At 56.7% G+C, this 24,389-nt stretch carries 25 protein-coding genes, 1 tRNA gene and 3 pseudogenes; 12 read left to right on the top strand and 17 right to left on the bottom strand.

What is annotated here, in order from left to right:
• Window position 1 precedes the first annotated feature (1 nt).
• Together ACZ1HM_RS18460 and ACZ1HM_RS18455 are read left to right on the top strand one after the other, a co-directional pair.
• Window positions 2-1,289, top strand: a pseudogene (locus ACZ1HM_RS18460) (amino acid ABC transporter permease).
• A 50-nt stretch (window positions 1,290-1,339) separates the two neighbouring features.
• Window positions 1,340-2,107 carry an amino acid ABC transporter ATP-binding protein gene (locus ACZ1HM_RS18455; protein WP_472744079.1) on the top strand — a complete coding sequence of 256 codons (768 nt, stop codon included), beginning with the start codon at window positions 1,340-1,342 and terminating at the stop codon, window positions 2,105-2,107.
• Between the two features lie 109 nt (window positions 2,108-2,216).
• On the opposite strand, the gene ACZ1HM_RS18450 is transcribed toward ACZ1HM_RS18455, so the two are convergent.
• From ACZ1HM_RS18450 to ttcA, 9 genes and pseudogenes are all read right to left on the bottom strand, one after another.
• Window positions 2,217-2,711: a SixA phosphatase family protein gene (locus ACZ1HM_RS18450; RefSeq protein ID WP_472744078.1), complete on the bottom strand. Its 495-nt coding sequence runs from the start codon at window positions 2,709-2,711 to the stop codon at window positions 2,217-2,219.
• 1 nt (window position 2,712) lies between these two features.
• A pseudogene (locus ACZ1HM_RS18445) lies at window positions 2,713-3,365 on the bottom strand (ferredoxin).
• Window positions 3,362-4,225 carry an acetylglutamate kinase gene (gene argB / locus ACZ1HM_RS18440; RefSeq protein WP_472744077.1) on the bottom strand — a complete coding sequence of 288 codons (864 nt, stop codon included), beginning with the start codon at window positions 4,223-4,225 and terminating at the stop codon, window positions 3,362-3,364. Before argB ends, ACZ1HM_RS18445 begins: the two are co-directional and overlap by 4 nt.
• Before the next feature lie 122 nt (window positions 4,226-4,347).
• Window positions 4,348-5,001 (bottom strand): ribosome biogenesis GTP-binding protein YihA/YsxC, encoded by a 654-nt coding sequence (gene yihA, locus ACZ1HM_RS18435; protein WP_472744076.1) that lies wholly within the window; start codon window positions 4,999-5,001, stop codon window positions 4,348-4,350.
• Complete coding sequence (locus ACZ1HM_RS18430) at window positions 4,998-5,174, bottom strand: hypothetical protein (protein WP_472744664.1); 177 nt, start codon at window positions 5,172-5,174, stop codon at window positions 4,998-5,000. Before ACZ1HM_RS18430 ends, yihA begins: the two co-directional genes overlap by 4 nt.
• Window positions 5,126-5,575 carry an MOSC domain-containing protein gene (locus tag ACZ1HM_RS18425; protein WP_472744075.1) on the bottom strand — a complete coding sequence of 150 codons (450 nt, stop codon included), beginning with the start codon at window positions 5,573-5,575 and terminating at the stop codon, window positions 5,126-5,128. The genes ACZ1HM_RS18430 and ACZ1HM_RS18425 overlap by 49 nt, the downstream gene beginning before the upstream one ends.
• 174 nt (window positions 5,576-5,749) lie before the next feature.
• On the bottom strand, window positions 5,750-7,600 hold the full coding sequence (gene yidC / locus ACZ1HM_RS18420) for a membrane protein insertase YidC (RefSeq protein ID WP_472744074.1): 1,851 nt from the start codon (window positions 7,598-7,600) through the stop codon (window positions 5,750-5,752).
• Between the two features lie 171 nt (window positions 7,601-7,771).
• Window positions 7,772-9,313, bottom strand: coding sequence for a putative bifunctional diguanylate cyclase/phosphodiesterase (locus tag ACZ1HM_RS18415; protein WP_472744073.1), 1,542 nt, complete (start codon window positions 9,311-9,313; stop codon window positions 7,772-7,774).
• Between the two features lie 114 nt (window positions 9,314-9,427).
• Window positions 9,428-10,255, bottom strand: coding sequence for a tRNA 2-thiocytidine(32) synthetase TtcA (gene ttcA / locus ACZ1HM_RS18410; protein WP_472744072.1), 828 nt, complete (start codon window positions 10,253-10,255; stop codon window positions 9,428-9,430).
• Between the two features lie 206 nt (window positions 10,256-10,461).
• Between ttcA and ACZ1HM_RS18405 the strand changes: the two genes are divergently transcribed.
• On the top strand, window positions 10,462-11,406 hold the full coding sequence (locus ACZ1HM_RS18405; protein ID WP_472744071.1) for an alpha/beta hydrolase: 945 nt from the start codon (window positions 10,462-10,464) through the stop codon (window positions 11,404-11,406).
• A gap of 170 nt (window positions 11,407-11,576) precedes the next feature.
• On the opposite strand, the pseudogene yidD reads toward ACZ1HM_RS18405, so the two are convergent.
• From yidD to rpmH, 3 genes and pseudogenes are all read right to left on the bottom strand, one after another.
• A pseudogene (yidD, locus tag ACZ1HM_RS18400) lies at window positions 11,577-11,794 on the bottom strand (membrane protein insertion efficiency factor YidD).
• Window positions 11,791-12,216 (bottom strand): ribonuclease P protein component, encoded by a 426-nt coding sequence (gene rnpA, locus ACZ1HM_RS18395; protein WP_472744070.1) that lies wholly within the window; start codon window positions 12,214-12,216, stop codon window positions 11,791-11,793. The pseudogene yidD and the gene rnpA overlap by 4 nt, the downstream one beginning before the upstream one ends.
• Window positions 12,217-12,239: 23 nt before the next feature.
• Entirely contained in the window at window positions 12,240-12,374 is a 135-nt protein-coding gene (rpmH, locus tag ACZ1HM_RS18390) for a 50S ribosomal protein L34 (RefSeq protein WP_036181318.1), read from the bottom strand.
• Between the two features lie 298 nt (window positions 12,375-12,672).
• Between rpmH and ACZ1HM_RS18385 the strand changes: the two genes are divergently transcribed.
• From ACZ1HM_RS18385 to ACZ1HM_RS18355, 7 genes are all read left to right on the top strand, one after another.
• Window positions 12,673-13,410, top strand: a complete 738-nt coding sequence (locus ACZ1HM_RS18385; RefSeq protein WP_472744069.1) for a TVP38/TMEM64 family protein — start codon at window positions 12,673-12,675, stop codon at window positions 13,408-13,410.
• Window positions 13,407-14,825 (top strand): dihydrolipoyl dehydrogenase family protein, encoded by a 1,419-nt coding sequence (locus ACZ1HM_RS18380; protein WP_472744068.1) that lies wholly within the window; start codon window positions 13,407-13,409, stop codon window positions 14,823-14,825. The genes ACZ1HM_RS18385 and ACZ1HM_RS18380 overlap by 4 nt, the downstream gene beginning before the upstream one ends.
• Window positions 14,826-14,882: 57 nt before the next feature.
• Window positions 14,883-16,268 carry a sensor histidine kinase gene (locus ACZ1HM_RS18375; RefSeq protein WP_472744067.1) on the top strand — a complete coding sequence of 462 codons (1,386 nt, stop codon included), beginning with the start codon at window positions 14,883-14,885 and terminating at the stop codon, window positions 16,266-16,268.
• Window positions 16,269-16,335: 67 nt separating this feature from the next.
• A tRNA-Arg gene (locus tag ACZ1HM_RS18370) sits at window positions 16,336-16,412 on the top strand.
• Window positions 16,413-16,553: 141 nt separating this feature from the next.
• Complete coding sequence (locus ACZ1HM_RS18365) at window positions 16,554-17,264, top strand: hypothetical protein (RefSeq protein ID WP_472744066.1); 711 nt, start codon at window positions 16,554-16,556, stop codon at window positions 17,262-17,264.
• Window positions 17,261-17,905, top strand: a complete 645-nt coding sequence (locus tag ACZ1HM_RS18360) for a hypothetical protein (RefSeq protein WP_472744065.1) — start codon at window positions 17,261-17,263, stop codon at window positions 17,903-17,905. Before ACZ1HM_RS18365 ends, ACZ1HM_RS18360 begins: the two co-directional genes overlap by 4 nt.
• Window positions 17,886-18,980: an MBL fold metallo-hydrolase gene (locus tag ACZ1HM_RS18355; protein WP_472744064.1), complete on the top strand. Its 1,095-nt coding sequence runs from the start codon at window positions 17,886-17,888 to the stop codon at window positions 18,978-18,980. The genes ACZ1HM_RS18360 and ACZ1HM_RS18355 overlap by 20 nt, the downstream gene beginning before the upstream one ends.
• Before the next feature lie 15 nt (window positions 18,981-18,995).
• Here the strand turns inward: ACZ1HM_RS18355 and ACZ1HM_RS18350 are convergent, their stop codons facing one another.
• Genes ACZ1HM_RS18350 through ACZ1HM_RS18335 form a run of 4 tightly spaced genes read right to left on the bottom strand, consistent with a single transcriptional unit; the run spans window position 18,996 to window position 20,682 of the window.
• Window positions 18,996-19,487 (bottom strand): hypothetical protein, encoded by a 492-nt coding sequence (locus tag ACZ1HM_RS18350; RefSeq protein WP_472744063.1) that lies wholly within the window; start codon window positions 19,485-19,487, stop codon window positions 18,996-18,998.
• 54 nt (window positions 19,488-19,541) lie between these two features.
• Window positions 19,542-20,126 (bottom strand): hypothetical protein, encoded by a 585-nt coding sequence (locus ACZ1HM_RS18345; protein WP_472744062.1) that lies wholly within the window; start codon window positions 20,124-20,126, stop codon window positions 19,542-19,544.
• A complete protein-coding gene (locus ACZ1HM_RS18340) occupies window positions 20,123-20,320 on the bottom strand; it encodes a hypothetical protein (protein ID WP_472744061.1) in 198 nt (65 codons plus the stop codon). Before ACZ1HM_RS18340 ends, ACZ1HM_RS18345 begins: the two co-directional genes overlap by 4 nt.
• 26 nt (window positions 20,321-20,346) lie before the next feature.
• The gene (locus tag ACZ1HM_RS18335) at window positions 20,347-20,682 is read right to left on the bottom strand and encodes a hypothetical protein (RefSeq protein WP_472744060.1); all 336 of its coding nucleotides are present in this window, start codon (window positions 20,680-20,682) and stop codon (window positions 20,347-20,349) included.
• Between the two features lie 96 nt (window positions 20,683-20,778).
• Here ACZ1HM_RS18335 and ACZ1HM_RS18330 point away from each other — a divergent pair, with 96 nt between their 5' ends.
• Together ACZ1HM_RS18330 and ACZ1HM_RS18325 are read left to right on the top strand one after the other, a co-directional pair.
• Complete coding sequence (locus tag ACZ1HM_RS18330) at window positions 20,779-21,009, top strand: hypothetical protein (RefSeq protein ID WP_472744059.1); 231 nt, start codon at window positions 20,779-20,781, stop codon at window positions 21,007-21,009.
• Window positions 21,010-22,730: 1,721 nt separating this feature from the next.
• Window positions 22,731-23,393: a LysM peptidoglycan-binding domain-containing protein gene (locus ACZ1HM_RS18325; protein ID WP_472744058.1), complete on the top strand. Its 663-nt coding sequence runs from the start codon at window positions 22,731-22,733 to the stop codon at window positions 23,391-23,393.
• Window positions 23,394-23,921: 528 nt separating this feature from the next.
• On the opposite strand, the gene ACZ1HM_RS18320 is transcribed toward ACZ1HM_RS18325, so the two are convergent.
• On the bottom strand, window positions 23,922-24,245 hold the full coding sequence (locus tag ACZ1HM_RS18320; RefSeq protein WP_472744057.1) for a hypothetical protein: 324 nt from the start codon (window positions 24,243-24,245) through the stop codon (window positions 23,922-23,924).
• Window positions 24,246-24,389: the final 144 nt, after the last annotated feature.

Raw genomic sequence — 24,389 nt, 5'->3', positions numbered from 1 at the left:
GATGAGCGATACCAACATCTCATTCGTGCGCACCGAAAGCCTTGCACCGCAGGCCCCTCCGGCGGCGGAAACGGGCATCGTGAAATGGCTGCGCGAGAACCTTTTCGCCACTTGGGGCAACGCCCTTCTGACGATTGCATCGCTTTACGTGATCTTCCTGATCTTGCGGGTCGTGTTTCCGTGGCTTTTCAACGGGGTTTGGACAACGTCCAGCCTGGCGGAATGCCGCGAGGTTTTGCAGGGCGTGTCGGGGGGCTGTTTTTCGGTTCTGACCGAACGCTGGAACCAGCTGCTGTTTGGGTTCACCTATCCATCAGAGCTTTATTGGCGGCCCACCGTTGCCTTTCTTTTGATGCTGGTGGCCATTGCGCCCGTGCTGTTTTTTGACCTGCCGCGCAAGTTGCTGATCATCACGGGGCTTTTCCCCTTCGTGGCCTATTGGCTGATCTGGGGCGGGACCATTTTGGTGCCGGTGCTGGCGCTGGTTGGCTTTATCGTCGGCTACTTTGTCTACATCCGCTTTGAGCGCGTCAGCTTTGCGGCGGGTTTCTTTGGCGGGGTGGCTGCGGCGATTGTTGTGTGGTCGCTGTCGGGCTACATCACCGGGCCTGCGGCCAATGTCCTGGCGTTGGAGGCTGTGCCTTCCCGCGATATGGGCGGCTATATGCTGAACATGATGCTGGGTGTGACCTGTGTGTCCCTGTCCTTGCCCATCGGCATTGCGCTGGCGCTGGGGCGTCAGTCCTCCATGCCGCTGATCAAGTGGATCTGTGTGGTCTTTATTGAGTTCGTTCGCGGCGTGCCGCTGATCACGCTCTTGTTTGTGGCCAACGTGATGCTGGCGTATTTCTTCCCGCCCGGATCCGGTGTGGATCTGTTCCTGCGGGTGGTGATCATGATCACGCTCTTTTCCTCGGCCTATATCGCTGAGGTGATCCGGGGTGGTCTGGCCGCTCTGCCCAAGGGGCAGTATGAGGCGGCGGATTCCTTCGGGGCTGGATTACCCGCAGGCGATGCGCCTGATCATCCTGCCACAGGCGCTCAAGATCTCCATTCCGGGCATCGTGAACATCGCCGTGGGTCTGTTCAAAGACACCACATTGGTTTCCGTGATTTCCATGTTCGATATCCTCGGCATGATCCGCGGGCCGATCCTGGCCTCGACCGAATGGAACGGCGTCTACTGGGAGCTTCTGGGCTTTGCCTGTGTTGTCTTCTTCGTCGTTTGCTACGGCATCTCACAATATTCGCAGTGGCTGGAACGCCGCCTTGCAACTGATCACCGCTGATCCGCGCAAATTAACGCGGTCGCGCTTAGAAAATAGAAAGGGCTAGAGATATGGCCGAAGCTGCAAAGTTGAAAGTATCCGACGAAGTCGCGATTACGATCCAGAAGATGAACAAATGGTACGGCGCGTTCCACGTGCTGCGGGACATTGACCTGACGGTGTTCCAAGGCGAACGGATCGTGATTTGCGGACCATCTGGTTCAGGTAAATCAACGCTCATCCGCTGCATTAACGCACTGGAAGAGCATCAGAAGGGCTCCATTGAGGTGGACGGCACGCTGTTGTCCTCAGACCTCAAGAACATCGACAAGATCCGCTCAGAGGTTGGCATGTGCTTTCAGCACTTCAATCTGTTCCCGCATCTGACGATCCTGGAGAACTGCACGCTGGCGCCGATCTGGGTGCGCAAGACGCCCAAGAAAGAGGCCGAAGAAACGGCGATGCATTTCCTGGAAAAGGTAAAGATCCCGGATCAGGCCAATAAATACCCCGGTCAGTTGTCGGGTGGTCAGCAGCAGCGTGTGGCGATTGCCCGCTCGCTCTGCATGCGGCCGCGCATCATGCTGTTTGATGAACCGACCTCAGCGTTGGACCCTGAGATGATCAAAGAGGTGCTCGACACAATGATCGAGCTGGCCGAAGAGGGCATGACCATGCTTTGCGTGACGCACGAGATGGGCTTTGCCCGTCAGGTGGCGAACCGCGTGATCTTTATGGATGAAGGTCAGATCGTGGAGCAGAATGAGCCTGAGGCCTTCTTTAATAACCCACAATCCCCACGGACGCAGCTGTTCCTGAGCCAGATCCTGGGGCACTAAGCCGGTGCCGGGGGACCCCGGCCCGTTTATGCAAAATCAAGCGCGTCGCCTTTGCAGGGCGGCGCGTTTTTCGTGGGGGCGGGTCTGATTGGGGGACCGGATACCCGGCCTAGCGCATCTCACGCGGGACGACGAAATGTCTGACGAAGGCTTTGCCCCAGGTGGCTCTTTCCCAATCGTCGATATCGAAGTCAGCCACCAATGTGGCCCCGGTGGGGTATTGGTGGAATTGCGGATGGCCGGGGGCCGTTTTCACAAACTCCTCTGCGGCAACGCCGATACCGGGGTTGTGGCCAAGCATTAGAACGCAGTCGCCGGTGGCCCCGTGCAGGGTTTGCAAAATCGTTGGGGCGCTTGCCAGGTAGAGATGTTTGAGCAGCTGCGCGCGGACATCATCGGGCAGGTCCAGCCGCAACAGCGTTTCCTGGGTGCGCACGGACGTGGATACAAGCACCTGATCGGGGATCAGCTCATTCTGGCGCAACCAATCGCCCAAGGCTGCCGCCGCGCGCCTGCCGCGTGGATTGAGCGGGCGGTCATGATCGTTGCTCGGCCCACCTGACCAATCCGATTTGGCATGGCGCATCAGGATCAGTCGCTTCATATCATCTCCCTGCAAACTGCTTCATATGATACGCAGATTGCGCTGGGATGCGCCCGTAGATTTGTGAAACTGGACAACTGCGACGCACATTGCAGCCCTTATCCATATTGGATTTTCCCTCATGGGTAGAAAGAAAGTCTTTACATTTCGGCACGTCATAGCCCGCAGGGGTCAATGCATCCGACAGGCAACTGTTGCGGCAGGGTTGGCCCGCACAGCTGTTGCAGGGGTTCGGTGGCGGCTCTGGCAGATCAATATGCTGGGGCAGGGCCAGGGCCCCCGGAAGGACACGAAAAGGCCAGCCGTATCATGGACCAGCAGTTGCACAGGTGAACTGTGGGTGCGGCCGGTGCGCAGTGCCCAGGAATAAAACGGCTGAAATGGCGGGCCGCCGAAGGGATAGAGCGCGGTGGCGCCAAGGTCTTTGGCCCAGCTGCCAATGACGCGGGTGGACCAGCGGTCCATCGGGTCTGCTGCCCCGTCTTGCCATTCCGGGCTGGCGGTGAACATGGGCCAGAACCCCGGCTCATCCGGGCCCAGCATCAGCAGGGTCTGACACTGATCTGGCACAGCGTCGTCTGCCTGGGGGTGGAACCCGCCCAGGATTGTCAGGTGGCGCGCCTTTGCGGCGTCTTGCAAGGCGGCGTATGTCATCCGCGGCGAATGATGCTGCCCGCACCGTGATCGGTGAAAAGCTCCAACAGGCAGGCGTTGGGCGCGCGGCCATCAATGATCACGGCCGCGCGGACACCGCCCGCCAGCGCATCCAGCGCGGTTTGAACTTTGGGGATCATACCGCCCGCGATGGTGCCATCGGTGATCAAGGTTTCAATTTGGGTGGCGGTCAGATCGGTCAGCACCTCGCCTTCGGCGTTTTTGACGCCAGCGACATCGGTCAGCAACAAAAGCCGGTCTGCCTGAAGCGCAGAGGCGATGGTGCCGGCGGCGGTGTCGCCATTGATGTTGAACGTCTCGCCCTGCGTGCCCATGCCCAAGGGGGCGATGACCGGAATGATCCCTTTGTCAGACAGGTCTGTCAGCACGGTCGGGTCCACCTTGACGGGTTTGCCGACGAGGCCCAGGGCTGGATCTTCGGCCTCGCAGGTGATGAGCGCGCTGTCCTTGCCCGACAGGCCCACCGCGCGTCCGCCCTGTGCTGCGATGGCCTGCACGATCCGTGAATTGACAGAGCCGGAGAGGACCATTTCCACCACTTCCATGGTGGCCGCATCTGTCACGCGTTTGCCGTTCACGAAATCAGATTTGATCTCAAGCCGTTTGAGCATTTCATTGATCATCGGCCCGCCGCCGTGCACCACCACCGGGTTCACGCCGACCTGGCGCATCAGGGTCACATCGCGGGCGAAGTCGGCCATCGCCGCATCGCTGCCCATGGCGTGACCGCCCAATTTGATGACGACGGTGGCCCCGGCATAGCGCTGCATATAGGGCAGGGCCTGGCTGAGGGTTTGGGCTGTGGTGATCCAATCGCGGTTCATGTCTTGGGTTCTCATGGTCAGACCTCTTTGAGCGGGATCATAGAAAGTTGGGCGGGATTGACCACATGGTAAATGGCGCGTTTGGCGCTGGTGTTGCTGTGAGTTGTAGAGGAAAGATGAAGCGCGGTAGCGCGTGCTTATTCCAGCGTTGCGATGATGGATCGGAGGGTGGGAATACCCCAGCCCTTTTCGGAGCTTGTCACAACGATTTCAGGGTAGGCTGCGGGGTGTTTGGAGAGGGCCGTACGGACCTGATCAAGGATTTTCGCGCGTTCTTTTTCTTTGACCTTGTCGGCCTTGGTGAGCACCACCTGAAAAGTAACTGCGGCGCTGTCCAGCAGGCTGAGGATTTCGGCATCCACTTTCTTGACGCCGTGGCGGGCGTCGATCAGCACAAAGGCGCGGCGCAGGGTTTGCCGCCCTGAGAGGTATTGTTTCAGCAGGCGTTGCCATTTCTCAACCACGGGAAGCGGGGCGTTGGCGTAGCCGTAGCCTGGCAGGTCAACCAGGTAATGCGCATCCCCGGCGGTGAAAAAGTTGATCTCTTGCGTGCGGCCCGGCGTGTTGGAGGCGCGGGCCAGCGCCTTCATGCCCGTCAGCGCGTTGATCAGGGTAGATTTGCCCACGTTTGAGCGCCCTGCAAAGCAGACCTCCAGCCGGTCTGGTTCAGGCAGGCCAGACATGGCCACAACACCTTTGACAAAGGTGGTTTCACCGGCAAAAAGCAGGCGGCCCGCTTCGGCGGTTTGCGGATCTGGTTCTTCGGCGATGGGGAAGGGCAGGGATGTCATAGGCGGGTGGCCTTATCTCCGATTTGGATTGTGCCGCCTTGGATGACGCGGGCCTGTACGCCAAAATCGACATGGCCAAAGTTGCGTTCCAGCGCGCCGAGCGTGTCTGTATCGCGTTGGCCGGTCAGGGGGTTGGCGGTGGTATGGCTGCAGCGTTCGATGCGTTCTTCGATCCGCAGAACGGCATCTGCGATGCGGATTTCATGACCGATCCAGCTGAACTCTTCCCGGGGGCGGTGCCCTCCAGCCAGATGTTGCCGCGCCAGCGCTCAGCCTCCAGCGGGCCGCCGAGGGTTTGGGCCACTGCATCGTGCGAGGCTGTTGTCATCAGCGAGAGGGTGGGCAGGGGGCTGTCGGTCATGGCGCGCTGGGTCGCGCGCAGGATCCCGGAAGGGCGGCTGCGGTTTTCGGGGCAGAGCGGCGCGATCCATGCAAGGAATGCTGCCTCGCCCTCGGGCGTGTCGGGGCCAAAGGTGAGCTCGCCCAGGTCCTGATGGGTGAGGGTGATTTGCTGTGCCGCCTCATCGAGCTTGGCCCAGAGCCCGGCAAGGGCCGGGGTGCGGGCACCGATCATGAAGTTGTGGCATTGCACCCAAGCGCCTGATTGGGCGTCTGGTTGCGTGGCCTCATGGGTGACAGCCCAGTGCCCTGTCCCAGGGCATGGTTTGATTGGCCGTCAACGCCACTTTTTCGATGCTTTCGCGCCCGTGGCTTTTGATGGGATACCGCCAGAGCGCAGAAACTTGCATCACTTGCTGCCCTTCTTGGCGGGCTCCTTAGGATCGTTGGCGGCTTTCGCCTTGCGCTTGAAGCTCGACTTGATGTTGCCCAGCAGGTCAGGTTTGTAGCCCTGGCTGCGCATGATCAGGTACTGCTGCACGAAGGTGATCGTGTTGTTGGCGATCCAGTAGACGACGAGGCCTGAGGCAAAGCCGCCCAGCATGAACATGAAGACCCAAGGCATCCAGGCAAAGATCATCTGCTGGGTGGGGTCGGTGGGTGCCGGGTTCAGCTTTTGCTGGAGCCACATGGAGATGCCCAACAACAGCGGCAGGATGCCGATAAAGATGAGCGCCATCAGGCTCGTGGGCTCAGGTGCGTCCCAGGGCAGCAGGCCGTAGAAGTTGAAAATGGAGGTCGGATCAGGGGCGGAGAGATCTTGGAACACGCCGAACCAAGGGGCGTGGCGCAGTTCAATCGTGACAAAGATCACCTTGTAGAGCGAGAAGAAGATTGGGATCTGCAACAGGATGGGCAAACAGCCCGCGGCGGGGTTCACCTTTTCCTTCTTATACAGTTCCATCATGCCTTGCTGGAGCTTTTGCCGGTCATCGCCTGCTTGCTCTTTCAGCTTCTCCATCTCGGGCTGGAGTTCCTTCATCTTGGCCATGGATACGTAGGATTTATAGGCCAGCGGCAGGAGAACCGCTTTGATGATCAGGGTCAGGCCGATGATGGCCCAGCCCATGTTGCCGATGAGTTTGTTCAATTCGTGCAGCAGCCAGAAGATGGGTTTTGTCAGGAAAAAGAACCAACCCCAGTCGATGCTGTCGATGAATTTGGTCACACCTGCGGCTTCGTATTCGCGCAGGATTGCCCATTCTTTCGCACCAGCGAAAAGCTGCGTTGTCACTTCACTGCTTTGACCGGCTGCGATGGTTTGAGTGGGCAGGCGGGTGACCGCGCGGTAGACGTCCGCGCGGGCGTCATAGGTCAGCGCCTGGTCAAAGGTTTGGCCCGCACTTGGGATCAGGATGGCCTGCCAGAAGTGGTCGGTAAAGCCGACCCAGCCTTGGGTCACGCCCTCTTGCACGATGGCCTGGCGGCCCCAGGTGGCGTTCACCTCAGCCTCAGCAATGTCGGCCCAATCGGTTTCGATCAGCTCTTCATCTGCGATGGCAACCGCCCCTTCGTGCAGGATAAAGAAGTTTTCCAGATCGTCAGGTTCGGTGTGTTGAACGACCATGCCGTAGGGGGCCAGGGTGACAGGCTCACCCCCGTTGTTGGTCACGCTTTGCGTGAGCGAGAACATATAGTCGGCATCAACAGAGATCGTGCGGCCAAAGACCTGGCCCGCGCCGTTATCCCAGGACAGGGTGACGGGGCTGTCCACGCCAAGCGTTTCGCCTGAGGTTAGCGTCCATTCGGTGTTGGGGCCGGGCACCGCGTCTGCGGCGATGCCGTTGCCGGCGGCCCACCCTTGAAGCGCGTAATAGGCATCAATCGTGCCTTGTGGCGACAGCATGGTGACGATGGGCGCATCAGGATCAACGGTGGTGCGGTAATCTTTCAGTTTCAGGTCGTCCACCCGGCCGCCAACCAGCGACACCGAGCCGGTCAGGCGCGGTGTTTCGATGGGCACACGCACGGCGTTTTCAAAGCTGGCGCTGCTGTCATCGCTGGGCGCGATGCTGGCCGTCTCGGAGCTGGCGTCTGGGGCCACGGGGACGCTGGCGTCCGCTTCGGCCTGGGCGGCGGTTTCGACCGTGCCGTCAAGGGGGGTGTCAGGTTCAGGTGGTGGGAAAAGCACAAACCAGATCAGGATCACAACAAAGCTGAGACCCGTCGCAAGGAGGAGGTTCTTGTTCTGATCGTCCATAAGGAGCGCCACCTGAATGCTGCTGAAAACTAGGGTGGTTCAACAGAGTGCGGCGCGAAAGGTCAAGTGGAATCGGCCCAATTGCAGCACAGAAAAAGGGCAAGAGCGGCCTTGAAAACAGATGTTTTTGTACGCTGCGCCAGCTTTGCCGCGTCAGAGGGCCAGACGGGGCTATGGCCCTTTGCCGTTCATCAGCCGCGGAACATCTTCCAGCTTGTCGGTGTGGCGGGTGATCCAATCCAGTGTTTGGTCAAAAGGCATGGGGCGTCCGATGCCAAAACCCTGGACGTGGTCACAGCCCAGCTGCGCAAGAAGAACATGTTCCCCGACGGTTTCAACACCCTCTGCCAAGGTTTCAATCTGTAGCCTTTCGGCCATGGTCAGGATGGCGCTGATCATGCGTTGTTGTTCTGGATCGCGGTCGGCTTTCATCACAAATGACCGGTCGATTTTGATGCGTGAGACCGCGAAGCGGCGGATTGATGCGATGGAGGCCTGCCCGGTGCCAAAGTCGTCCAGATCAATTCGGCAGCCCAATTCGCCCAAGGCCTTGATGTTGCGGGTGATCACGTCATCGGAGGTGCTGGCCACGACGGTTTCCAGCACCTCAACCGCCAGCCGGTTTGGCGTCAGCTCAAAGCGGTCAAACTCCCATGACAGTTTGTCGACAAGGTTCGGATTGCTCAGCTCTGGCCCGGCGAAATTCACGCCGATCTGGGGGATGTTGAGCCCGGCACTGTCCCAGGCCTTTAACGCGGTAAAGGCGTGGTACATCATCACTTCTGCCAAACGCTCCAACTGGCCCGCTTGTTCGACCGCGGGCAGAAACTCAGACGGGGCGATCAGCCCGCGATTGGGGTGATCCCAACGGGCGAGCGCCTCAAAACCGCTGATTTGGCCCGTATCCGTTGAGATTTGCGGCTGAAACCAGGGAAGGATCTGCCCGCCTTCCAGGGCTTTGACGACATCTTCGCAGAGATCCACGCGGGCCTGGGCGCTGACGCGCATTTGTTCTGTGAAGGCGCGGATGGCGGAGGGCCCATGGCTTTTCGCTTCGCGCAGCGCCAGGGCGGCGGCGTTCAACCACTCAGCACAGCTGCCGCGCGGGGCGCGATCAAGTTGGCAGAAGCCAATGGACACGGAAATGTAGATGGATGTGCCATCAAGCGACAGCGGTTCTTCGGCAGCGGTTTGCAGGCGGCCTGCCAGTTGGATGCAGCTTTCCAAATCCAAATACGCGACCGGCGCAGTGCAGATGGCAAATCGCGCCTCACCCATTTGGCCAACACGGTCGACCCGTCGCAGCGCCGATTGCAGGCGTTCGCCAACCCGCTGGCTGACCGTATTGGCCGCCGCGTGGCCATAGCGTTCCACAACCTGGTCAAATTCCTCAATCACAACATAGAACGCGGCGCTGTTCAGGTCCTTTTGCTGGGCTTGCTGATATATCTGTTCGGCGAGTTCTTCAAAAACGGGGCGCTGCTGTGGCCCGATGCCGGCGTCTTTTGAAAAACTGGCATTGGGTTGAAAAGACCCGCTGATCAGAAACAAGATCGGGATCAAACCGGCCAGGAAGATCAGGCCGCTTTCGCCGACGAACCAATAAGCGGCCAGGCAAATGGCGGGCAAAAACGCAAGGGCGACGGGGCGCCAGAGGTTGTGAATGCCCAATTTTCGCGCATGAGCGATAAATGAAGGCCGAGGCGGCACCATAATCAATCTCCTCAAGGCGGCGCGCAAAGCCGCGATTGAGGCAAGTAAAGATCAAAGAGGTGGTGCGTGGGTTAACGCGAGGGCGTTAGACAAGCGGAAATTATCTAAAATTCTCTAGGTTTCCCGCGTAAGGCCCGCAAAATCGAACAGTTTGGGGTCCAATAGGTGTGAGGGCCGCGCGTTCATCAAGGCGCGGAACATCACCTGGCGGCGGCCCGGACTGTTGGCTTCCCAGCCATCTAGGATCTGTTTGACCTGCTGTCGCTGCAGCCCGTCCTGAGAGCCACACAGATCACATGGAATGATCGGGTAATTCATTGCAGTGCTGAATTTTTCGCAATCCACTTCGGCAACATGGGCCAGCGGGCGGTAGACAAAAAGATCGCCTTCTTCGTTCACCAGCTTGGGCGGCATCGTTGCCAAGCGGCCCCCATGAAAGAGGTTCATAAAAAACGTCTCAAGGATGTCGTCGCGGTGGTGGCCCAAAACCACGGCGGTACAACCTTCTTCACGGGCAATCCGGTAGAGATTGCCCCGGCGCAGGCGCGAACAGAGCGCGCAAAAGGTGCGGCCTTGGGGGATTTTGTCCATCACGATGGAATAGGTGTCTTGGTATTCAATCCGGTGCGGCACCTCCATTTGCGCAAGAAACTCAGGCAAGACCGTCGCGGGAAAGCCCGGCTGGCCTTGGTCGAGGTTGCAGGCCAAAAGCTCAACCGGCAGCAGGCCGCGCCATTGCAACTCATGCAGGATGGCCAGCAGTGTATAGCTGTCCTTGCCGCCCGACAGACAGACCAGCCATTTGCCGCCCGGCTCGATCATGCCGTATTGATCAATCGCCTCGCGGGTATAGCGGACCAGCCGTTTGCGGAGTTTTTTGAACTCAGTCGTTTGCGGCGCGCCATGAAACAGCGGGTGGATTTCATCAGATTGATCAAGCATGGGGTCCCTTAAAGCGAACGGCATTTCACCCAAATCGTAGCGTATCATGGCCCCCCTTTTGATCTTGGGCCGGGGGAACAAGTCAGCGCCATAGGCTTTGCTCTAGAACATTGGCGGTGGCCGTTCAACGGTTTCACGGGCAGCCTGCGGTGTTCTAGTTATGCGTGATATGCTACCTTGCGGGCATTTTAGAACAGGAGATTAACATGGACTATATTTTTACCGTCCGCAGCATCCGCAGTGGCGCTTTTTCGAATGAGCCGGGGGCCAATCATTTTCTGGCCGTGCCAGCGGGCAGCAAGGTGCCTTCGCCGGATCACCGGATCAAGAAAACCGAATGGGTAAAGCAGATTGTTGAGGCGTCAAAGCATGGGCCCCAAGATGACGGGCCTGTGGGCGACATCGTGCTTTATGTGCATGGCTTCAATACCTCGCAAGAGGAGATGCTGAAACGTCAGCGTTTGCTGCGTAAGGGGTTGGAAAAGCATGGGTTTGAGGGCGTGGTGATCAGCTTTGACTGGCCCAGCGCCAGCAGTGCGCTGAACTATCTGGAAGACCGCACCGATGCCAAGATGACGGCGCTGCGGCTGGTGGATGAAGGCATCTCCAGCTTTGCCGCCCTGCAAACGCCCGACTGCCACATCAACCTGCATCTGCTGGCCCATTCGATGGGGGCCTATGTGGTGCGAGAGGCGTTTGATGACGCCGATGACCGGCCCGCCATCGCGGGGCGCAGTTGGTCGGTGAGCCAGGTGATGGTGCTGTCGGGGGATGTCTCGGCCAGTTCCATGCGGGCGGGGCAGTCAAAGTCCAGCTCGCTTTATCGCCATTGCGTGCGTCTGACGAATTACTTCAACCCGTTTGACAATGTGCTGACCCTGTCCAACGTCAAACGCGTGGGCGTGTCGCCGCGCGTGGGCCGGGTGGGCATCCCCGAAGAGATGCCTGCGCAGGCGGTAAACGTGAACACTGGCAATCACTTTGAGGCGCATCAGGCGAATTTTGCCGATCTGCCTTATGCCGCCCACACTTGGTATTTTTACGATGACACGCTGATGCAGGACCTGATGCACACCATCAAAGGGGAGGTGGACCGTGAGATGATCCCGACCCGTCAGTTGGGCGATCGGGGGAATATGGTGTTGGTTTGAGGTTTGCGTTTTGTCGCAGGGGGTGCGCGGGGGGCAGGCGGTGTGCAGGAGTTGTAGAGGAAAGATGAAGCCGGGGGCGTGGGCAAAACCATTGTTGCGGGTTTGGGTTTCTGTGGCGGGGCATTGCAGCTGGCGCATTTGGTAATGCGCAACCCTTTGGCCCTTTTGATTTAGGGCACGTTGTCGATGCCGCTGGCACCCCAGGGTGGCAGCGCAGGATGCGGCGTGCGGTGAGCCAGCCGCCTTTTAGGCCGCCGTGTTTTGCCAAGGCCTCCAGCGCATAGGCGCTACAGGTGGGGTGGTAGCGGCAGTTGTGTCCGACCCATGGGCTGAAAATCAGCCGGTAGGCGCGCACGGGCAGGGCCAGGATATGGGCGAGGGGGCTCATGATCTGGTGTGATGTAGGCGATTGAGGGCCGATTGAAAGTCTGCTTGAAGCTGCGCAAAAGGCAGGGTGGCGGTGGCCCCTTTGCGGCCGATCAGCACATAATCATGTCCCGGTTTGCCATTTGCGCCCAGCCCCAGTCGGGCGATTTCGCGCAGCCTGCGTTTGGCGCGGTTGCGCGCCACGGCGTTGCCGACCTTTTTGGAGCAGGTGAAGCCCATTCGCATCACGTCAGCGCCTGGCGGTTCGGCGGCACCGCGTTTGCGCATCTGCAGCACAAAGCCGGGTTTCGCGACATGGGCCGCCCGCGCGGCGCGCTGGAAATCGGCGCGCTTCTGGATAACCTCAAGACGCAAAGAAACCGCCGGAGGCATGTCCCTCTCGGCGGCGGTGGTGCCATCCGTTGGGGCCTCCGGCGGTGTCATACTTTACCTTGGCGCTGGCGGGTTTAGGCGCTCAGCTTCTTGCGGCCCTGGGCACGGCGTGCGTTCAGGATCTTGCGGCCTGCTTTGGTGGCCATACGCGCGCGAAAACCATGGCGCCGTTTGCGCACGAGGTTGGAAGGCTGAAAGGTGCGTTTCATCGCTCCGTCTCCATTTATCTAGCTGCCAGGCGGATTCGGCCCGCAGCGGCAATTCAAGCCCGCTCTCTACTGGTGGCTGTTGGGCAAGTCAAACCCTTGGGGCGTGAAATTCGGCGCTGATTGCAACATTTTCACCAAATCCAGACCCGGGTTTGTTTCAATTGCGCACTCAGAGGGGCAAATGCACACGAAATCCTACACTCAAAGTCAAGCGGTTGTGATCGGGCTATCGCACAGGCGCGCAAGCCGCCATCTAGAGTGAAAGAAATGCCGTGTCTTTCCCAAAGGATGGTGCCAAATGACAGAAATGACTGAAACCCGCAAAACCGGCATTGGGCGGTACCTGCCCCTAATTGCGATCCTTGCTGTCGCGGCGATTGGCGCGTTCACCTTGCGCGACTACCTCAGCTTTGAGGCGTTGCGTGACAACCGTGAGGCCCTGATCGCGCTGCGCGACAGCAATGTGGTGTTGTCGGTGCTGGGCTTTGTGCTGGTCTACGTTGTTGTGGTGGCGTTCTCATTGCCGGGTGCGTTGATTGTCACGCTGACGGGGGGCTTTTTGTTCGGCACGCTGCTGGGCACCAGCTTGAACGTGGTGGGGGCGACCATCGGTGCGGTTTTGATATTTTTGGCCGCCCGCATGGGGTTGGGCGACCGGTTGAAGGCGCGCATGGATGCGTCTGATGGATTGGTGGCCAAGGTCAAGAAAGGCATTGATGAAAACCAGTGGTCGATGCTGTTCTTTATCCGTTTGGTGCCTGCGGTGCCGTTTTTTGTGGCCAACTTGTTGCCTGCGTTTTTGGGCGTGCCGCTTTATCGCTATGCGATTTCGACCTTTCTTGGGATCATGCCCGGCACTTTGGTCTTTACCTCGGTTGGCGCGGGGCTGGGTGAGGTGTTTGCCAGGGGCGAGACGCCGGATTTGGGCATTATCTTTGAGCCGCATATCATTCTGCCAATTTTGGGCCTGACCGCATTGTCGCTCATGCCGGTGGTCATCAAGGCGGTGACCGGAAAGAAGGAACTTATCAAATGAACCGGATCAAGACAGATGTGCTGGTGATTGGCGCAGGCTCTGGTGGGTTGTCCGTGGCGGCCGGTGCGGCACAGATGGGCGCGGATGTGGTGTTGCTGGAAGGGCATGAAATGGGGGGTGATTGCCTCAATTTCGGTTGCGTGCCCTCCAAGGCGCTGATCGCCAGCGGCAAGGCGGCTTATGGCCAGCAGCACAGTGCAGCCTACGGGGTGAAAGATGTGGCCCCTAAGGTCGATTATGCTGCGGCCAAGGATCATGTGGCAGATGTGATCGCGCAGATCGCGCCGATGGACAGCCAGGAACGGTTTGAAGGGTTTGGCGTCAAGGTGATCCGGGAATACGGGCGGTTTATTTCCAAAACCGAGGTTCAGGCCGGTGACACCGTGATCACCGCAAGGCGCGTGGTGATTGCCACCGGATCATCGCCGCTGGTGCCGCCGATCCCCGGGTTGGACAAGGTGCCTTATGAAACCAATGAGACCCTGTTTAACCTGCGTGAGCAGCCCGAACATCTGTTGATTATCGGGGGCGGCCCCATCGGCATGGAGATGGCGCAGGCGCATGTTCGGCTGGGCAGCAAGGTGACCGTGATCGAAGGAGCCAAGGCGCTGGGCAAGGACGACCCGGAGATGGCGCGCGTCGTGCTGGACAGTTTGCGCGATGAAGGTGTCGTTATTGAAGAAGATGCGCTTGCCGCTGAAATCCGCGGCTCGGCTGGCGCGATTGAGGTGGAGGCCAAAGATGGGCGCGTGTTCAAGGGCTCGCATCTGTTGATGGCCGTTGGCCGCAAATCGAACACTGACAAGCTGGATCTGGAAAAAGCGGGCATCACACCTTCCCGCACCGGGATCGAAGTGGATGCCGCCCTGCGCACCAGCAACAAAAAGGTCTACGCCATTGGCGATGTCGCCGGTGGGCTGCAGTTCACACATGTTGCGGGATACCATGCGGGCGTGATCATCCGCTCCATGCTCTTTGGTTTGCCGTCGAAGGCCAAGACGGCTCATATCCCCTGGGCGACCTATACGGATCCTGAATTGGCTCAGGTGGGCCTGACCGAGGCTGAGGCCAAGAAAGCGCATGGCACAAACCTGGAGGTTGTCCGCTTTCCCTATCACCATAACGACAGGGCAATTGCGGAGCGGAAAACCAAGGGGTTGATCAAAGTCATGGTGGTCAAAGGCCGCCCCGTTGGGGCCTCTATCGTTGGCTATCAGGCGGGTGAGTTGATCAACCTTTGGGCCTTGGCACTGGCCAACCGAATGAAGATGAGCCAAATTGCGGCCATGGTCGCCCCGTACCCAACCATAGGTGAGATCAACAAACGGGCCGCTGGTGCCTATTTTGGCCCGCGGCTGTTTGAAAGTGATCGTGTCAAAAAGGTTGTGCGTTTCGTGCAGCGGTATCTGCCGTGACCTGCGTGCACCGCGCCTTCCACCTTTGGTCGTTCTGCACAGACGGATAGGGCATTCATGATCAACTCCCTGTCCGGTCGGCTGCTGATCCTTACTACGGTCTTTGTGATGATTGCCGAGGTGCTGATTTTCGTGCCCTCCATCGCGCGGTTTCGCGAAGATTACATGCTGAACCGTCTGGAACGGGCGCAGATCGCCTCGCTTGCGCTGTTGGCGGATGACATGCTTGACCCGGATCTGGAGTATGAGCTGCTGGAGAATGCGCAGGTCTTTAACGTGGTGCTGCGGCGCGATGAGGTACGGCAGTTGATGCTGTCGTCCTCCATGCCGCAATCCATCAGCCAGACCTTTGATTTACGCGATGCCACGGCGCTGATCCTGATCCGGGACGCGATGCTGCGCATGGTCACGCCGGAGAACGAAGTGATCCGGGTGATCGGTGCGCCGGTTCGCGAAGCGGGGCTGTTGATTGAAATCACCATGGAGACCGAGCCGCTGCGGATGGCGATGATTGATTACGGCATCCGTATTCTGATCCTGTCTGCGGTGATCTCGATCATCACGGCGGTGTTGCTGTTTATCGCGATGCGCGCGCTGATCCTAAAGCCGATCAAAGGCGTTGTGGGCCACATGCAACGCTATGCTGAGGCCCCTGAGGACGCGCGCCGCATCATCGAACCCTCTGCCGGGGTGACAGAATTGCGCGAAGCGGAAGTGGCGTTGCGGACGTTGCAGACCGACCTGACCCAATCGCTGAAGCAAAAAGAGCGTTTGGCGCAATTGGGCTCAGCCGTCAGCAAGATCAGCCATGATCTGCGCAACATCCTGACCTCAGCGCAGCTTTTCACGGACCGGATCGAGATGTCAGAAGACCCGATCGTGAAACGTATGGCCCCGAAACTTGTGGGCTCTATCACGCGGGCGGTTCATTTGTGCGAAAGCACGCTGGCCTTTGGCAAAGCGGAAGAGCCTGGGCCGACGTTGACCATGGTGTCCTTGGCTGAGCTGGTGGATGATGTGATCGAAGGGGAACGGCTGGCCATTGCCGAACACCCCATCAGCTTTGGCGCGGATATCCCTGTGGGTCTGACCGTGCGCGCCGATCCAGAACAGCTTTACCGGGTGATTTCCAACATCATCCGCAACGCACGCCAAGCACTGGCTGCGACGGGCAAAGGGGGCGAGATTGGTCTGATCGCCCAGGATAACGAAACAACCTGGCAGATTGATATCTGCGACACCGGCCCAGGCCTGCCGCCCAAAGCGCAAGAGCATCTGTTCACCCCGTTCCAAGGCAGCGCCCGCAAGGGCGGCTCTGGCCTGGGGCTTGCGATTGCGGCGGAGCTGATCAAAGGCCACGGCGGCAATCTTTCGCTGGTCAAAACAGATGAAAGCGGGACGACCTTCCGTCTGGTTTTGCCCAAAGGCGACGGCGCGCTCTAGCTCTTGGTGCAGAAAGCAAAACTTGGGCTTGCAAAGCCCGGGCAGGCCGACTAAACCGCGCGGCAGTGGACCGATAGCTCAGCTGGATAGAGTACTTGACTACGAATCAAGGGGTCGGGGGTTCGAATCCTCCTCGGTCCGCCACTTCTCCAAGCAAGTCATTGATTTTAAAGGAAAATAGGCGCACCCTGCGGTGATCTACCAAGTTTCCTACCAAATTTGATTTCCGGACTAGTGGTGAGTGCGCCCTTGACACACCGCTTTGGAAGTAAACTAGTAGGACCGATGACAAATCAGTTGACCATTGAGCCGGAAGAAATCGAGTCGAGCATTGTGATGATCGGCAATTTCAACCCGGCAATCTTTAACCCAACATGGCTTTTTACACAGGGCATTGAGCTCGAGACGGCTGGCAATGAGACTGAAGTAGATGTGATCCACGAAGACATTTCACGCTTTGTGATCGACGGAACACGGTATCTGATCGAGAAGGGCCGTTTTCAGATTCACACAAACACATCACCATTTGTTCAGATTGCAGATAAAGTAAATTTACTATTTGGGGAGTATTTGATGCATACCCCAGTTAGAGCATTTGGAGTCAACTTACAGATGCACTTCAACTTGCCAACAAAAGAGAAGCGGCAATCCCTTGGTCGGCTTCTTGCGCCGGTTGAGCCATGGGGGCGGTTTGGTGAGGAATTATTGGGAAACACAGGCTCTCTTAAGCCAGGCGGCATGAGAAACATCACCATGCAGCGAGTTGATGATCGGGAAGATGTTTCAATAAGCACAAACGTATCCATACAGCCATCGGGAAGACTAAAGGGTGATGAAGGGGTGTTTGTGTCAGTGAATTTCCACCATACATCATTACAACCCGAGATCCACGTGGGAGCAAAATGGGCGGCTCATATGATCTCGCAGAACTTTGATGTACTGACTCTTGAAGCAATGGAAATTTGTAATCACTTTATGGTTCAGGGGCAGAAATGAATACCGCACGGGCCAGGAACCCAATTTTCGATTTTCGCTATAAGAACTCCGATTATTCTGGCGACAGTTTAGAATTGAGTATGTCTGAGGTAGATTTCGTTGGGAATCTGGCGCACGACTACCAGAGAGTACCCAAGCATATTTCAACTAAGAAACTCCCGAATACTACTGATCTAGAATTGGAAGAACGTGATCAGCTAACTGGTGTTTCAAGTGTCGTAGTTGATCTAGATATTGATGATTTAGTTGCACCCCTTTCTCTCAGGCAGGAGCCATTGTTCTTGCGATCACAACGGCAATTTAACTCGATTGCTGAGTGGGAAGGAGCAATTCATCATATTGATACCGAGTGTTTCTACGTCGCACTGGTGCCAGTTTTTGGTGATAGTTCGTTGCCAATGGATGAAGGCATTTTTCAAATTAGTGACCTTGATGAATATCAGAAACAGCACTTGGAGCTTGGCGCGGTCATTCGCTGGTCGATAGGCATCCAAAAACTGCCCAACGGAGTGAAGCAACGTGTGTCTCAGATTCACTTCCGACGGCTACCTGCCCACTCTTTGAAAGAGCACTCCCGCGAGATTTCAAATGCCGAGCAACTCCTAAGCAAAATTTCGTGGGATGACCGCACCGGATCCTGACCAAATAGAGCTCAGTGTCTTTGGTCCTGGGTTTGGGGAGTGTATCCTTTGCCATGTAGGGTCAGGCAATTGGGTCGTGATTGACTCCTGCCTCGACCACACGTCAAGGCCAGTGGCGTTGAGTTACCTTGACGGTATTGGAGTAGATCCGGCTGTTGGCGTAACTCACATACTTGCTACACATTGGCATGACGATCACATTAGAGGATTGAGCGGAATTTTGGCCGCATCTCCTTCAGCAATCCTATGTCACAGCTCTGCGCTTACAGAAGCAGAGTTTGTGGCGCTGCTAGCTAGCTTTGACAATCAACCTGTATCGAGACTGGATCGCGGCGGCACCGAGATGCTAAAGTGTTTGGAGCACGCTGCCGAACACGGCAACTTGCTACGAGTCTTAGGTGAAAACTCAATCGCTGCCGAATGGGAGAAAGGTATCCTAGCTCACGGAAAGCCAGTTGAGTTGCGTGCGCTTTCACCGTCACGAGAACAGTTTACTAGGTTCCTGGCTTCGGTTCCGGATTGGGTTAGAGCTTTAGACAAATTGGCCAAAGGTCGAATAGCAAGCAAAGGTAGAAATGACCTTTCAGTCGCTGCTTTGCTTCAGGTTGGCGATGAACTTTCTTTACTGGGCGCTGATCTTGAGGAGCACAACGACGCACTAGTAGGTTGGAGTGCTGTTCTTACACTAAGGGACAGCTCACAAAAGAAGGCAAACCTCTTTAAGGTGCCTCACCATGGTTCCGCAGGCGCACATCATGATGGTGTTTGGTCCGACCTGCTCCTTCCGGATCCTATCTCCATTATCACACCCTGGGCTTTAGGCAGTGGACGCCTTCCGAAGGAAACTGACCTTAAACGGATAGATAAACTCTCGGCCGAAACCTACATAACAAGCGAAAAGGAGATCAGTCTTAAGTCCCGATATGAGAGTGAGGTCTTGCGAGAAATTCGAAAGAGCGGTGTTAGCTTGAAACCAGCTGTCTTTGAGCCTGGCCAAGTTAGAGTTAGATGGACGCCTGATCGTTTTGAAAGCCGAACTGTGGAGATTTTTGGTGGTGCAGCAAAGGTAGCGTAAAACCACCCGCCACAACTACCCTTTTGCCACTACCAACGGTGGCTCACTTGGGAAGCTCCGCATGTCAAACCACTTGAACCTGGTGCCGTCAGGATTGACCTGATCTCCCATCACCAAGTTTGAGCCGTTCATCTGGTGCCGGATGAGCGCGGCGCGGAATGCTCGCAGATCAATCAGCCACCACGCATCTAGACCGGTCTCAGCGTCGTTGGAATGGCCATAGAACATCCAATCACCGTTCCCGTTCACTATCTTGCTGAGCTCCGTCTGCGCTCCTGACGGGACCGCTGAGCGAATGGTAAACTGATGAGGATAGCGGCCCACATAGCCAGGACGACGCACTCTTGCTGCAACGCGCATGTCCCTTGCGTCTAACATCATCAGGTCTGTGGCTTGGAGGTGATCAAACGGATCGGCAGCCGTCTCCAAGAGGTAGCCGCCGACCAGCTGTTTGATCTCGGGGAGAAACCGGTCCGACCAGCTTCTGTTGTGGGTGTAACAATTCATACTGACTACTCTCTGGCGCTCCCCCGGCGCACCGAACACAATTGCACTTCCTGGCTATGCTGCTGACTTGATCAGTTGCCGCGCTTCTTTCCAGAATGCGCCGGTTTCCCAATCAGACATAAGGCCACCCTTGCAACTATCGACAACGGCTTTGGCCGCGAAATCGGCTGCGCAGGTGCTTGGCTGGGCCATCATCTCTGCCTCAATCCTGGATGAGTGCTGGTAAAATAGGAGCTCCAGCTCTTCATCTCCGGCCTTCACGGTGGAAGCCGTCTGGTAAGTCTGCGCTGCGCCGATAATGGCTTGGTGCTGGCGGAACAGTTCTAGGATGGGTGTCGAGGCGGTTTGCCGGTTGGCTTCATCTTCAGCATCCGCCTTTGCGGTCTGAGCTAGGGCCGAGGTTGGTAGCTGGGTTTCATCCCGATCCTCTAATCCATCCAGATCCAAGAACAGGTCGTGGGCCAGCCGTGCCATGGTCTCGAAAGTCTGTTGGAAACCTGACCTCTGGAGATCCATGTTCATTGCAGTGTCTGATGCCGCGACGCCCATCTTGGCCAAGCCAAACAGAGCACCTGCCTTTTCATGGGCCAGGTCGCTGGCGGACTTTTCCGCGCTGATTTCATAGATGATGTCTTTCATTTGCCTCTCTCCGCGTTGTCTAATGCTTCGGTTATGTTTCCTGCGACCAACAGGGTCTGATGGAGGATGGCGTGAATGCTGTTGTTAAGGGGGCTGGCGTCCACCACTTCGTTCAAAAGAAGCTCTAGCCCCTGCAGCATTCCGTGAAGCGTGGTCGCTTGATCCCGGAGGTCTCCGAGGGATTGCGTTTGCATGATGCGTTCCTCTTTGTGTTCGACCGTCAAGCCACGAGCCGAAGCTCAGGCTCGCGTTGTTCGGTAGCAGCGTGCGGTGGCTGAAGCTGTTCCTGCGGGGCCCGCAGCGCGGCCCTGAGGACTCCAAGGCGGGTATAGTCCTGCTGAGTGAGCCGGGGTTTGCTCTCAATGGCGTTGATTGCTGAGCGGGTGCGATTGATGGGGCACTCATGGAATGCCGCCAGCTTTGCCTTTGCCCATGCGGCCTGCAGTTCTCGCCCGAATGCCGTGCGGCAGAAGGGCAAGCCGCGATTGAACTGGTGATAGGCTGCCCATGCGGCGCGCATTATGATCAAGTGATCAACCGTTCCATACTTACTCATTGCTTTGCTCCATTTGTGCTGATAGCATAAATTTAGTAACAGTGGCACATGCTGTCAACACATAAAATGTGCAGATAGCACAGAAATGGAGACATCATGACGCCTGAGCAGTTCAAAATGGCGAAATCGGCGCTTGGTCTAAGTAATCCTGACCTTGCTGAAATGACGGGTCTGCACCGCAATACCTTAAACAAAGTCGATAAAGGCGAAGGCAAGCAGTCTACGGTGTCACACCTTCGCTTGGCCCTGGAAGCCCAAGGCATCCAATTCCTGGAAGATGGTCAGGTAGCTGCTGGACCTGGGGTCGCGTTGAAGTTGAGCGAATAGCTAAGGGTACCCTTGACCAATACTCTTCACATCGGCCTTACTGGTTGTCACAATTTTTGATCTTTCAGTATTGGAATTCAAATATGATTAGATTTCTGCTTCTGGCACTCGGCTTGGTCCTCCCGACATTGGCAAACGCTGGGGGCGATACCCCAGAACTATCGGATGGCATTTGTTTATTTGAAGGAGGTGCTTTCTCGGAGGGTTCCCAACTTACGCGGGCTGGGGCCAGGATGGTATGCACCAAAGGGATCTGGGCAAAATCAAAGGAAATTCAGTGTGCTTATGAACAAGGCTTCTACAGCGACGGTTCAGAGATTTTCCCAGTCGGGGGCGAAGGTCTAGTCTGTGAAAATGGTGAGTGGAAGCGCTTTTCCTGTAGCATGCATACCATCGGCGGCGACGCGACCGCACTTGTATCTAATCCCTCCAATCCTGACTGGAAAGTTTGCCTTGTTCATAGCCCGACAATTGATGGCGCGGAGCCAGCAATTGTTGGGATCACGGTAAGAAACTCGGCAGATCCGCCAGACGCTCCTCACGTGCTCAGCGAGCTGATTCGAGGTATTCCCACTGACAACGCTGATGGACCAACAGAGGCTTGCATAAATCTGAAAGTTAGCAGCGGTCAGGTTCTTTCCGCCGTTAAAACAACGAAGCCACTTGGTCTAATGAAGGTGTGCCCAACATCAGTGAAACGCTAGCTCAGCAAACGGCTGCGGGTCTAGAACAGCTATAGATTTTGACGGGACACTCAACCAAGACAGAAAGCCTATTGAAGTATTTCCTTCACTGGCACCCCGCTTCGGAGGGGTTTTTCTTTGCAGTCGAGGGTAAGACAGGCCTGACTACCTCACGCTATGGCGTCTCTTTGCGAACGGACGCCAATTGCACGATAGGGCTTTTTTGCTGTGCTGGGTCGGGACCCTCGTCCAGCAGAAACAAAGCTATTCGCCCTGCAGGAGTTATTTCTCGCGACGGAGTAATCAGACCAGCCTCCGCCAGCTCCCAGGCACATTTCGGATAGATTGGTGGCGCAATCCAAACCCCCGTGTCCCAATGCCGGGCTGTGGCTTTCCGCATTCGGATATATGCGGCCCGTTTTTCCTCGCTCACTGCATGATCTCTTGTGACAGTTGGCTTTGATGCGCACATTTTTGGATGGCTGTTGGCCGCTAAAGGGGAAAGCTCATTGAAAGTTATCATTGCGGTTGTTGCGGTGCTTTTTTTTGGTTTTTTGCGGGTCAGCCGGTTACAGCGGAACTCCCCTTCGAGGCGAAAGGTGAGCTATCCGGCATTGCGGCTGTCGTGGACGGCGATGGTGTTCGCATTGCGGGTGTAGAAGTTAGACTGCAGGGCATCGCCGCGCCGGAGGACAATGGAGCGCGGGTTGAGTCGGGCGGGAAAGAGGCCACAGAGGCGCTGAAGGCCCTTGCTGATGGGCGGTTGGTCCGCTGCTACTTGGACGGCACTACGACGCGCAGGCGGCCTGGGGAGTCTGCTTTGCGGGCAACGTGGAGCTAGGTGAGGTAATGGTGCGAGGCGGGTTCGCGAGGACTGCCCGAGATACTCAAAATCAAGGTACAGCCAAGCAGAGGGAGAAGCTGTTGAGAAGGGTGCCAAGCTTGTGGCCATTTATCCGCTGCCAAAATACTGCTTAGACTGAAGGTCGCCACAGTTTAGAATGCCCCAAGTGTTCCGGAAACACCGAGGGCGAAGACATGACCGTTGAGACTGTTGAGTACCGGGTTAGGCGCGGCGATACGTTCCAGAACATAGTAGAGGCTGCCGGCTTTCCTAGAAGGGATTGGGGGCGCATCTACAACGCTCCGTATAACCGAGCGATTAAGAAGCTTCGGCCTGACCCGGATCATATTGAACCTGGTGACCGCATCATGTTGCCGCGCTTCAACCCTCAACAGATTGGGGACATTGCAGATAGAATCCAGGCTGTAGAAAACCGTTTTGGGCGTCTAACTGACGCCGTGCGCCAGGTCGAACGCGGAATATCAGAGCTAGAAGAACAAGTTCAGAGCTCTCGGGCGCAGTCTGAGAGGGACCAGCGGAGGAAAATCGAGGATCTACAGCGCCGCTCCGACGACTTGCTAGATATTGCTGCATCTGCGGCTGACCTATGCGATGACGCCTATTCCTGCATGGGTGGCGGGGCTGCCTCCGCCAAGTTCGAAGCGACAGCAAGAAAACTCAGGAACGAAGCTAAACAGGTTCAGCGGCATGTTTCGCGTGATGAACGGGCCGCGCTTAAGGCGTTGAAGGGCCTGCGAAGCCGACTAAGCTATTTTCAAAAAGAGTATAAGCGGGTCGAAAATGAGATGATCCGCTTGAGAAACTTCTACAGGAGAGCTGCACGCAACCCCTATTGAGCCGGATTGGTCACTCCATCAGCAAGTTCCAGCTCTGGAAACGCCGCAAGGAAGCTTTCTGCATCTTCCATAGCCCTGAAATAGAACGCGGTAGCATGGCAGTGGATGCCTCGCGTTGATAGGTTCTGGCACCGCTCGGGGCCTAAATTATCACCGATCCAAGCATGGATTTCGCTTAGCTGGTTGCCCAGCTCAGCAGGCGGTATCTTCATCTTCACCCGGATCGGGAAAGCACTGTCAATTCGTCGCTTGTTTGGGGGATTTTGCTTGGGGAGGCGTTTAACCTATCGATCCAAGTCGGCGCAATCAACTGACTTAGCCCCCTGATCCGCGCCGTTCGGGTTGGCGTAGTAGCTTCAAATACCGGACCAGCCAGTTCGCACAGTTGTTAATATGACCTTTCATTCAACCGCGCAACCAGCGGGCAAAAACGAAACAGGTTTTTGCAATGGTACATAATACCAAGAGATAGCACCGTCTGGGTGGTCAATCAGAATATTTCCTGTTTAGCGAAACACTTTTGTAAATCTATCTGTGTACTTTTGACGAGTTAAGCTCAATTCTCTCAGAACTCGATGTTGGCACAACTTCCAGAGATTTTTCAACTGATACCAATCGCGTAATCATTTGTTCATGTGCTTGAATAACCGTATTTGCCGCAGCCTTGATTGCTTCACCTTCAAGTTCGGCGCGAGCGACGCGTAAGTCGGATTTGATCTGCGCAATTTCTTTCTCTTGTTCGCTGATCCTCAACAATGCATCTTGTAGCTGGGTTTGCAAAGTCGATACGTTGGATGTCAATTGTACAACATCCGTAAGTAGTTTCTTAAAATCTGACCAGCCGATATCCATTAACTTAGCCTTAGCGCGAACTCAAAAGTTCATTAATTTCCGCTTCCCTTTGGGCGATTTCCTTGAGCTGCTTGGTCACAAGATCAGAAGTAACGGAAATCTCCACTTTCTGAGTATCTGTTAGTGCTTCTATGAACTCATGTA

This window comes from Sulfitobacter sp. GN1-4, assembly GCF_055693825.1.
Note: the sequence above shows the minus strand (reverse complement) of the source record. Positions and strands in the feature narration are given on the sequence as shown.

Excerpts from the sequence above, each read along its gene's own strand:
- yidC (WP_472744074.1), bottom strand. The coding sequence starts at position 7,600 with ATGGACGATCAGAACAAGAACCTCCTCCTTGCGACGGGTCTCAGCTTT.
- rpmH (WP_036181318.1), bottom strand. The coding sequence starts at position 12,374 with ATGAAACGCACCTTTCAGCCTTCCAACCTCGTGCGCAAACGGCGCCAT.
- ACZ1HM_RS18355 (WP_472744064.1), top strand. The coding sequence starts at position 17,886 with ATGACCGCACCGGATCCTGACCAAATAGAGCTCAGTGTCTTTGGTCCT.
- ACZ1HM_RS18340 (WP_472744061.1), bottom strand. The coding sequence starts at position 20,320 with ATGCAAACGCAATCCCTCGGAGACCTCCGGGATCAAGCGACCACGCTT.
- yihA (WP_472744076.1), bottom strand. The coding sequence starts at position 5,001 with ATGACATCCCTGCCCTTCCCCATCGCCGAAGAACCAGATCCGCAAACC.
- ACZ1HM_RS18345 (WP_472744062.1), bottom strand. The coding sequence starts at position 20,126 with ATGAAAGACATCATCTATGAAATCAGCGCGGAAAAGTCCGCCAGCGAC.
- ACZ1HM_RS18375 (WP_472744067.1), top strand. The coding sequence starts at position 14,883 with ATGATCAACTCCCTGTCCGGTCGGCTGCTGATCCTTACTACGGTCTTT.
- ACZ1HM_RS18320 (WP_472744057.1), bottom strand. The coding sequence starts at position 24,245 with ATGGATATCGGCTGGTCAGATTTTAAGAAACTACTTACGGATGTTGTA.
- rnpA (WP_472744070.1), bottom strand. The coding sequence starts at position 12,216 with ATGACACCGCCGGAGGCCCCAACGGATGGCACCACCGCCGCCGAGAGG.
- ACZ1HM_RS18350 (WP_472744063.1), bottom strand. The coding sequence starts at position 19,487 with ATGAATTGTTACACCCACAACAGAAGCTGGTCGGACCGGTTTCTCCCC.
- ACZ1HM_RS18325 (WP_472744058.1), top strand. The coding sequence starts at position 22,731 with ATGACCGTTGAGACTGTTGAGTACCGGGTTAGGCGCGGCGATACGTTC.
- ACZ1HM_RS18385 (WP_472744069.1), top strand. The coding sequence starts at position 12,673 with ATGACAGAAATGACTGAAACCCGCAAAACCGGCATTGGGCGGTACCTG.
- ACZ1HM_RS18405 (WP_472744071.1), top strand. The coding sequence starts at position 10,462 with ATGGACTATATTTTTACCGTCCGCAGCATCCGCAGTGGCGCTTTTTCG.
- ttcA (WP_472744072.1), bottom strand. The coding sequence starts at position 10,255 with ATGCTTGATCAATCTGATGAAATCCACCCGCTGTTTCATGGCGCGCCG.
- ACZ1HM_RS18415 (WP_472744073.1), bottom strand. The coding sequence starts at position 9,313 with ATGGTGCCGCCTCGGCCTTCATTTATCGCTCATGCGCGAAAATTGGGC.
- ACZ1HM_RS18330 (WP_472744059.1), top strand. The coding sequence starts at position 20,779 with ATGACGCCTGAGCAGTTCAAAATGGCGAAATCGGCGCTTGGTCTAAGT.
- argB (WP_472744077.1), bottom strand. The coding sequence starts at position 4,225 with ATGAGAACCCAAGACATGAACCGCGATTGGATCACCACAGCCCAAACC.
- ACZ1HM_RS18380 (WP_472744068.1), top strand. The coding sequence starts at position 13,407 with ATGAACCGGATCAAGACAGATGTGCTGGTGATTGGCGCAGGCTCTGGT.
- ACZ1HM_RS18335 (WP_472744060.1), bottom strand. The coding sequence starts at position 20,682 with ATGAGTAAGTATGGAACGGTTGATCACTTGATCATAATGCGCGCCGCA.
- ACZ1HM_RS18450 (WP_472744078.1), bottom strand. The coding sequence starts at position 2,711 with ATGAAGCGACTGATCCTGATGCGCCATGCCAAATCGGATTGGTCAGGT.
- ACZ1HM_RS18455 (WP_472744079.1), top strand. The coding sequence starts at position 1,340 with ATGGCCGAAGCTGCAAAGTTGAAAGTATCCGACGAAGTCGCGATTACG.
- ACZ1HM_RS18365 (WP_472744066.1), top strand. The coding sequence starts at position 16,554 with ATGACAAATCAGTTGACCATTGAGCCGGAAGAAATCGAGTCGAGCATT.
- ACZ1HM_RS18425 (WP_472744075.1), bottom strand. The coding sequence starts at position 5,575 with ATGATCGGTGCCCGCACCCCGGCCCTTGCCGGGCTCTGGGCCAAGCTC.
- ACZ1HM_RS18360 (WP_472744065.1), top strand. The coding sequence starts at position 17,261 with ATGAATACCGCACGGGCCAGGAACCCAATTTTCGATTTTCGCTATAAG.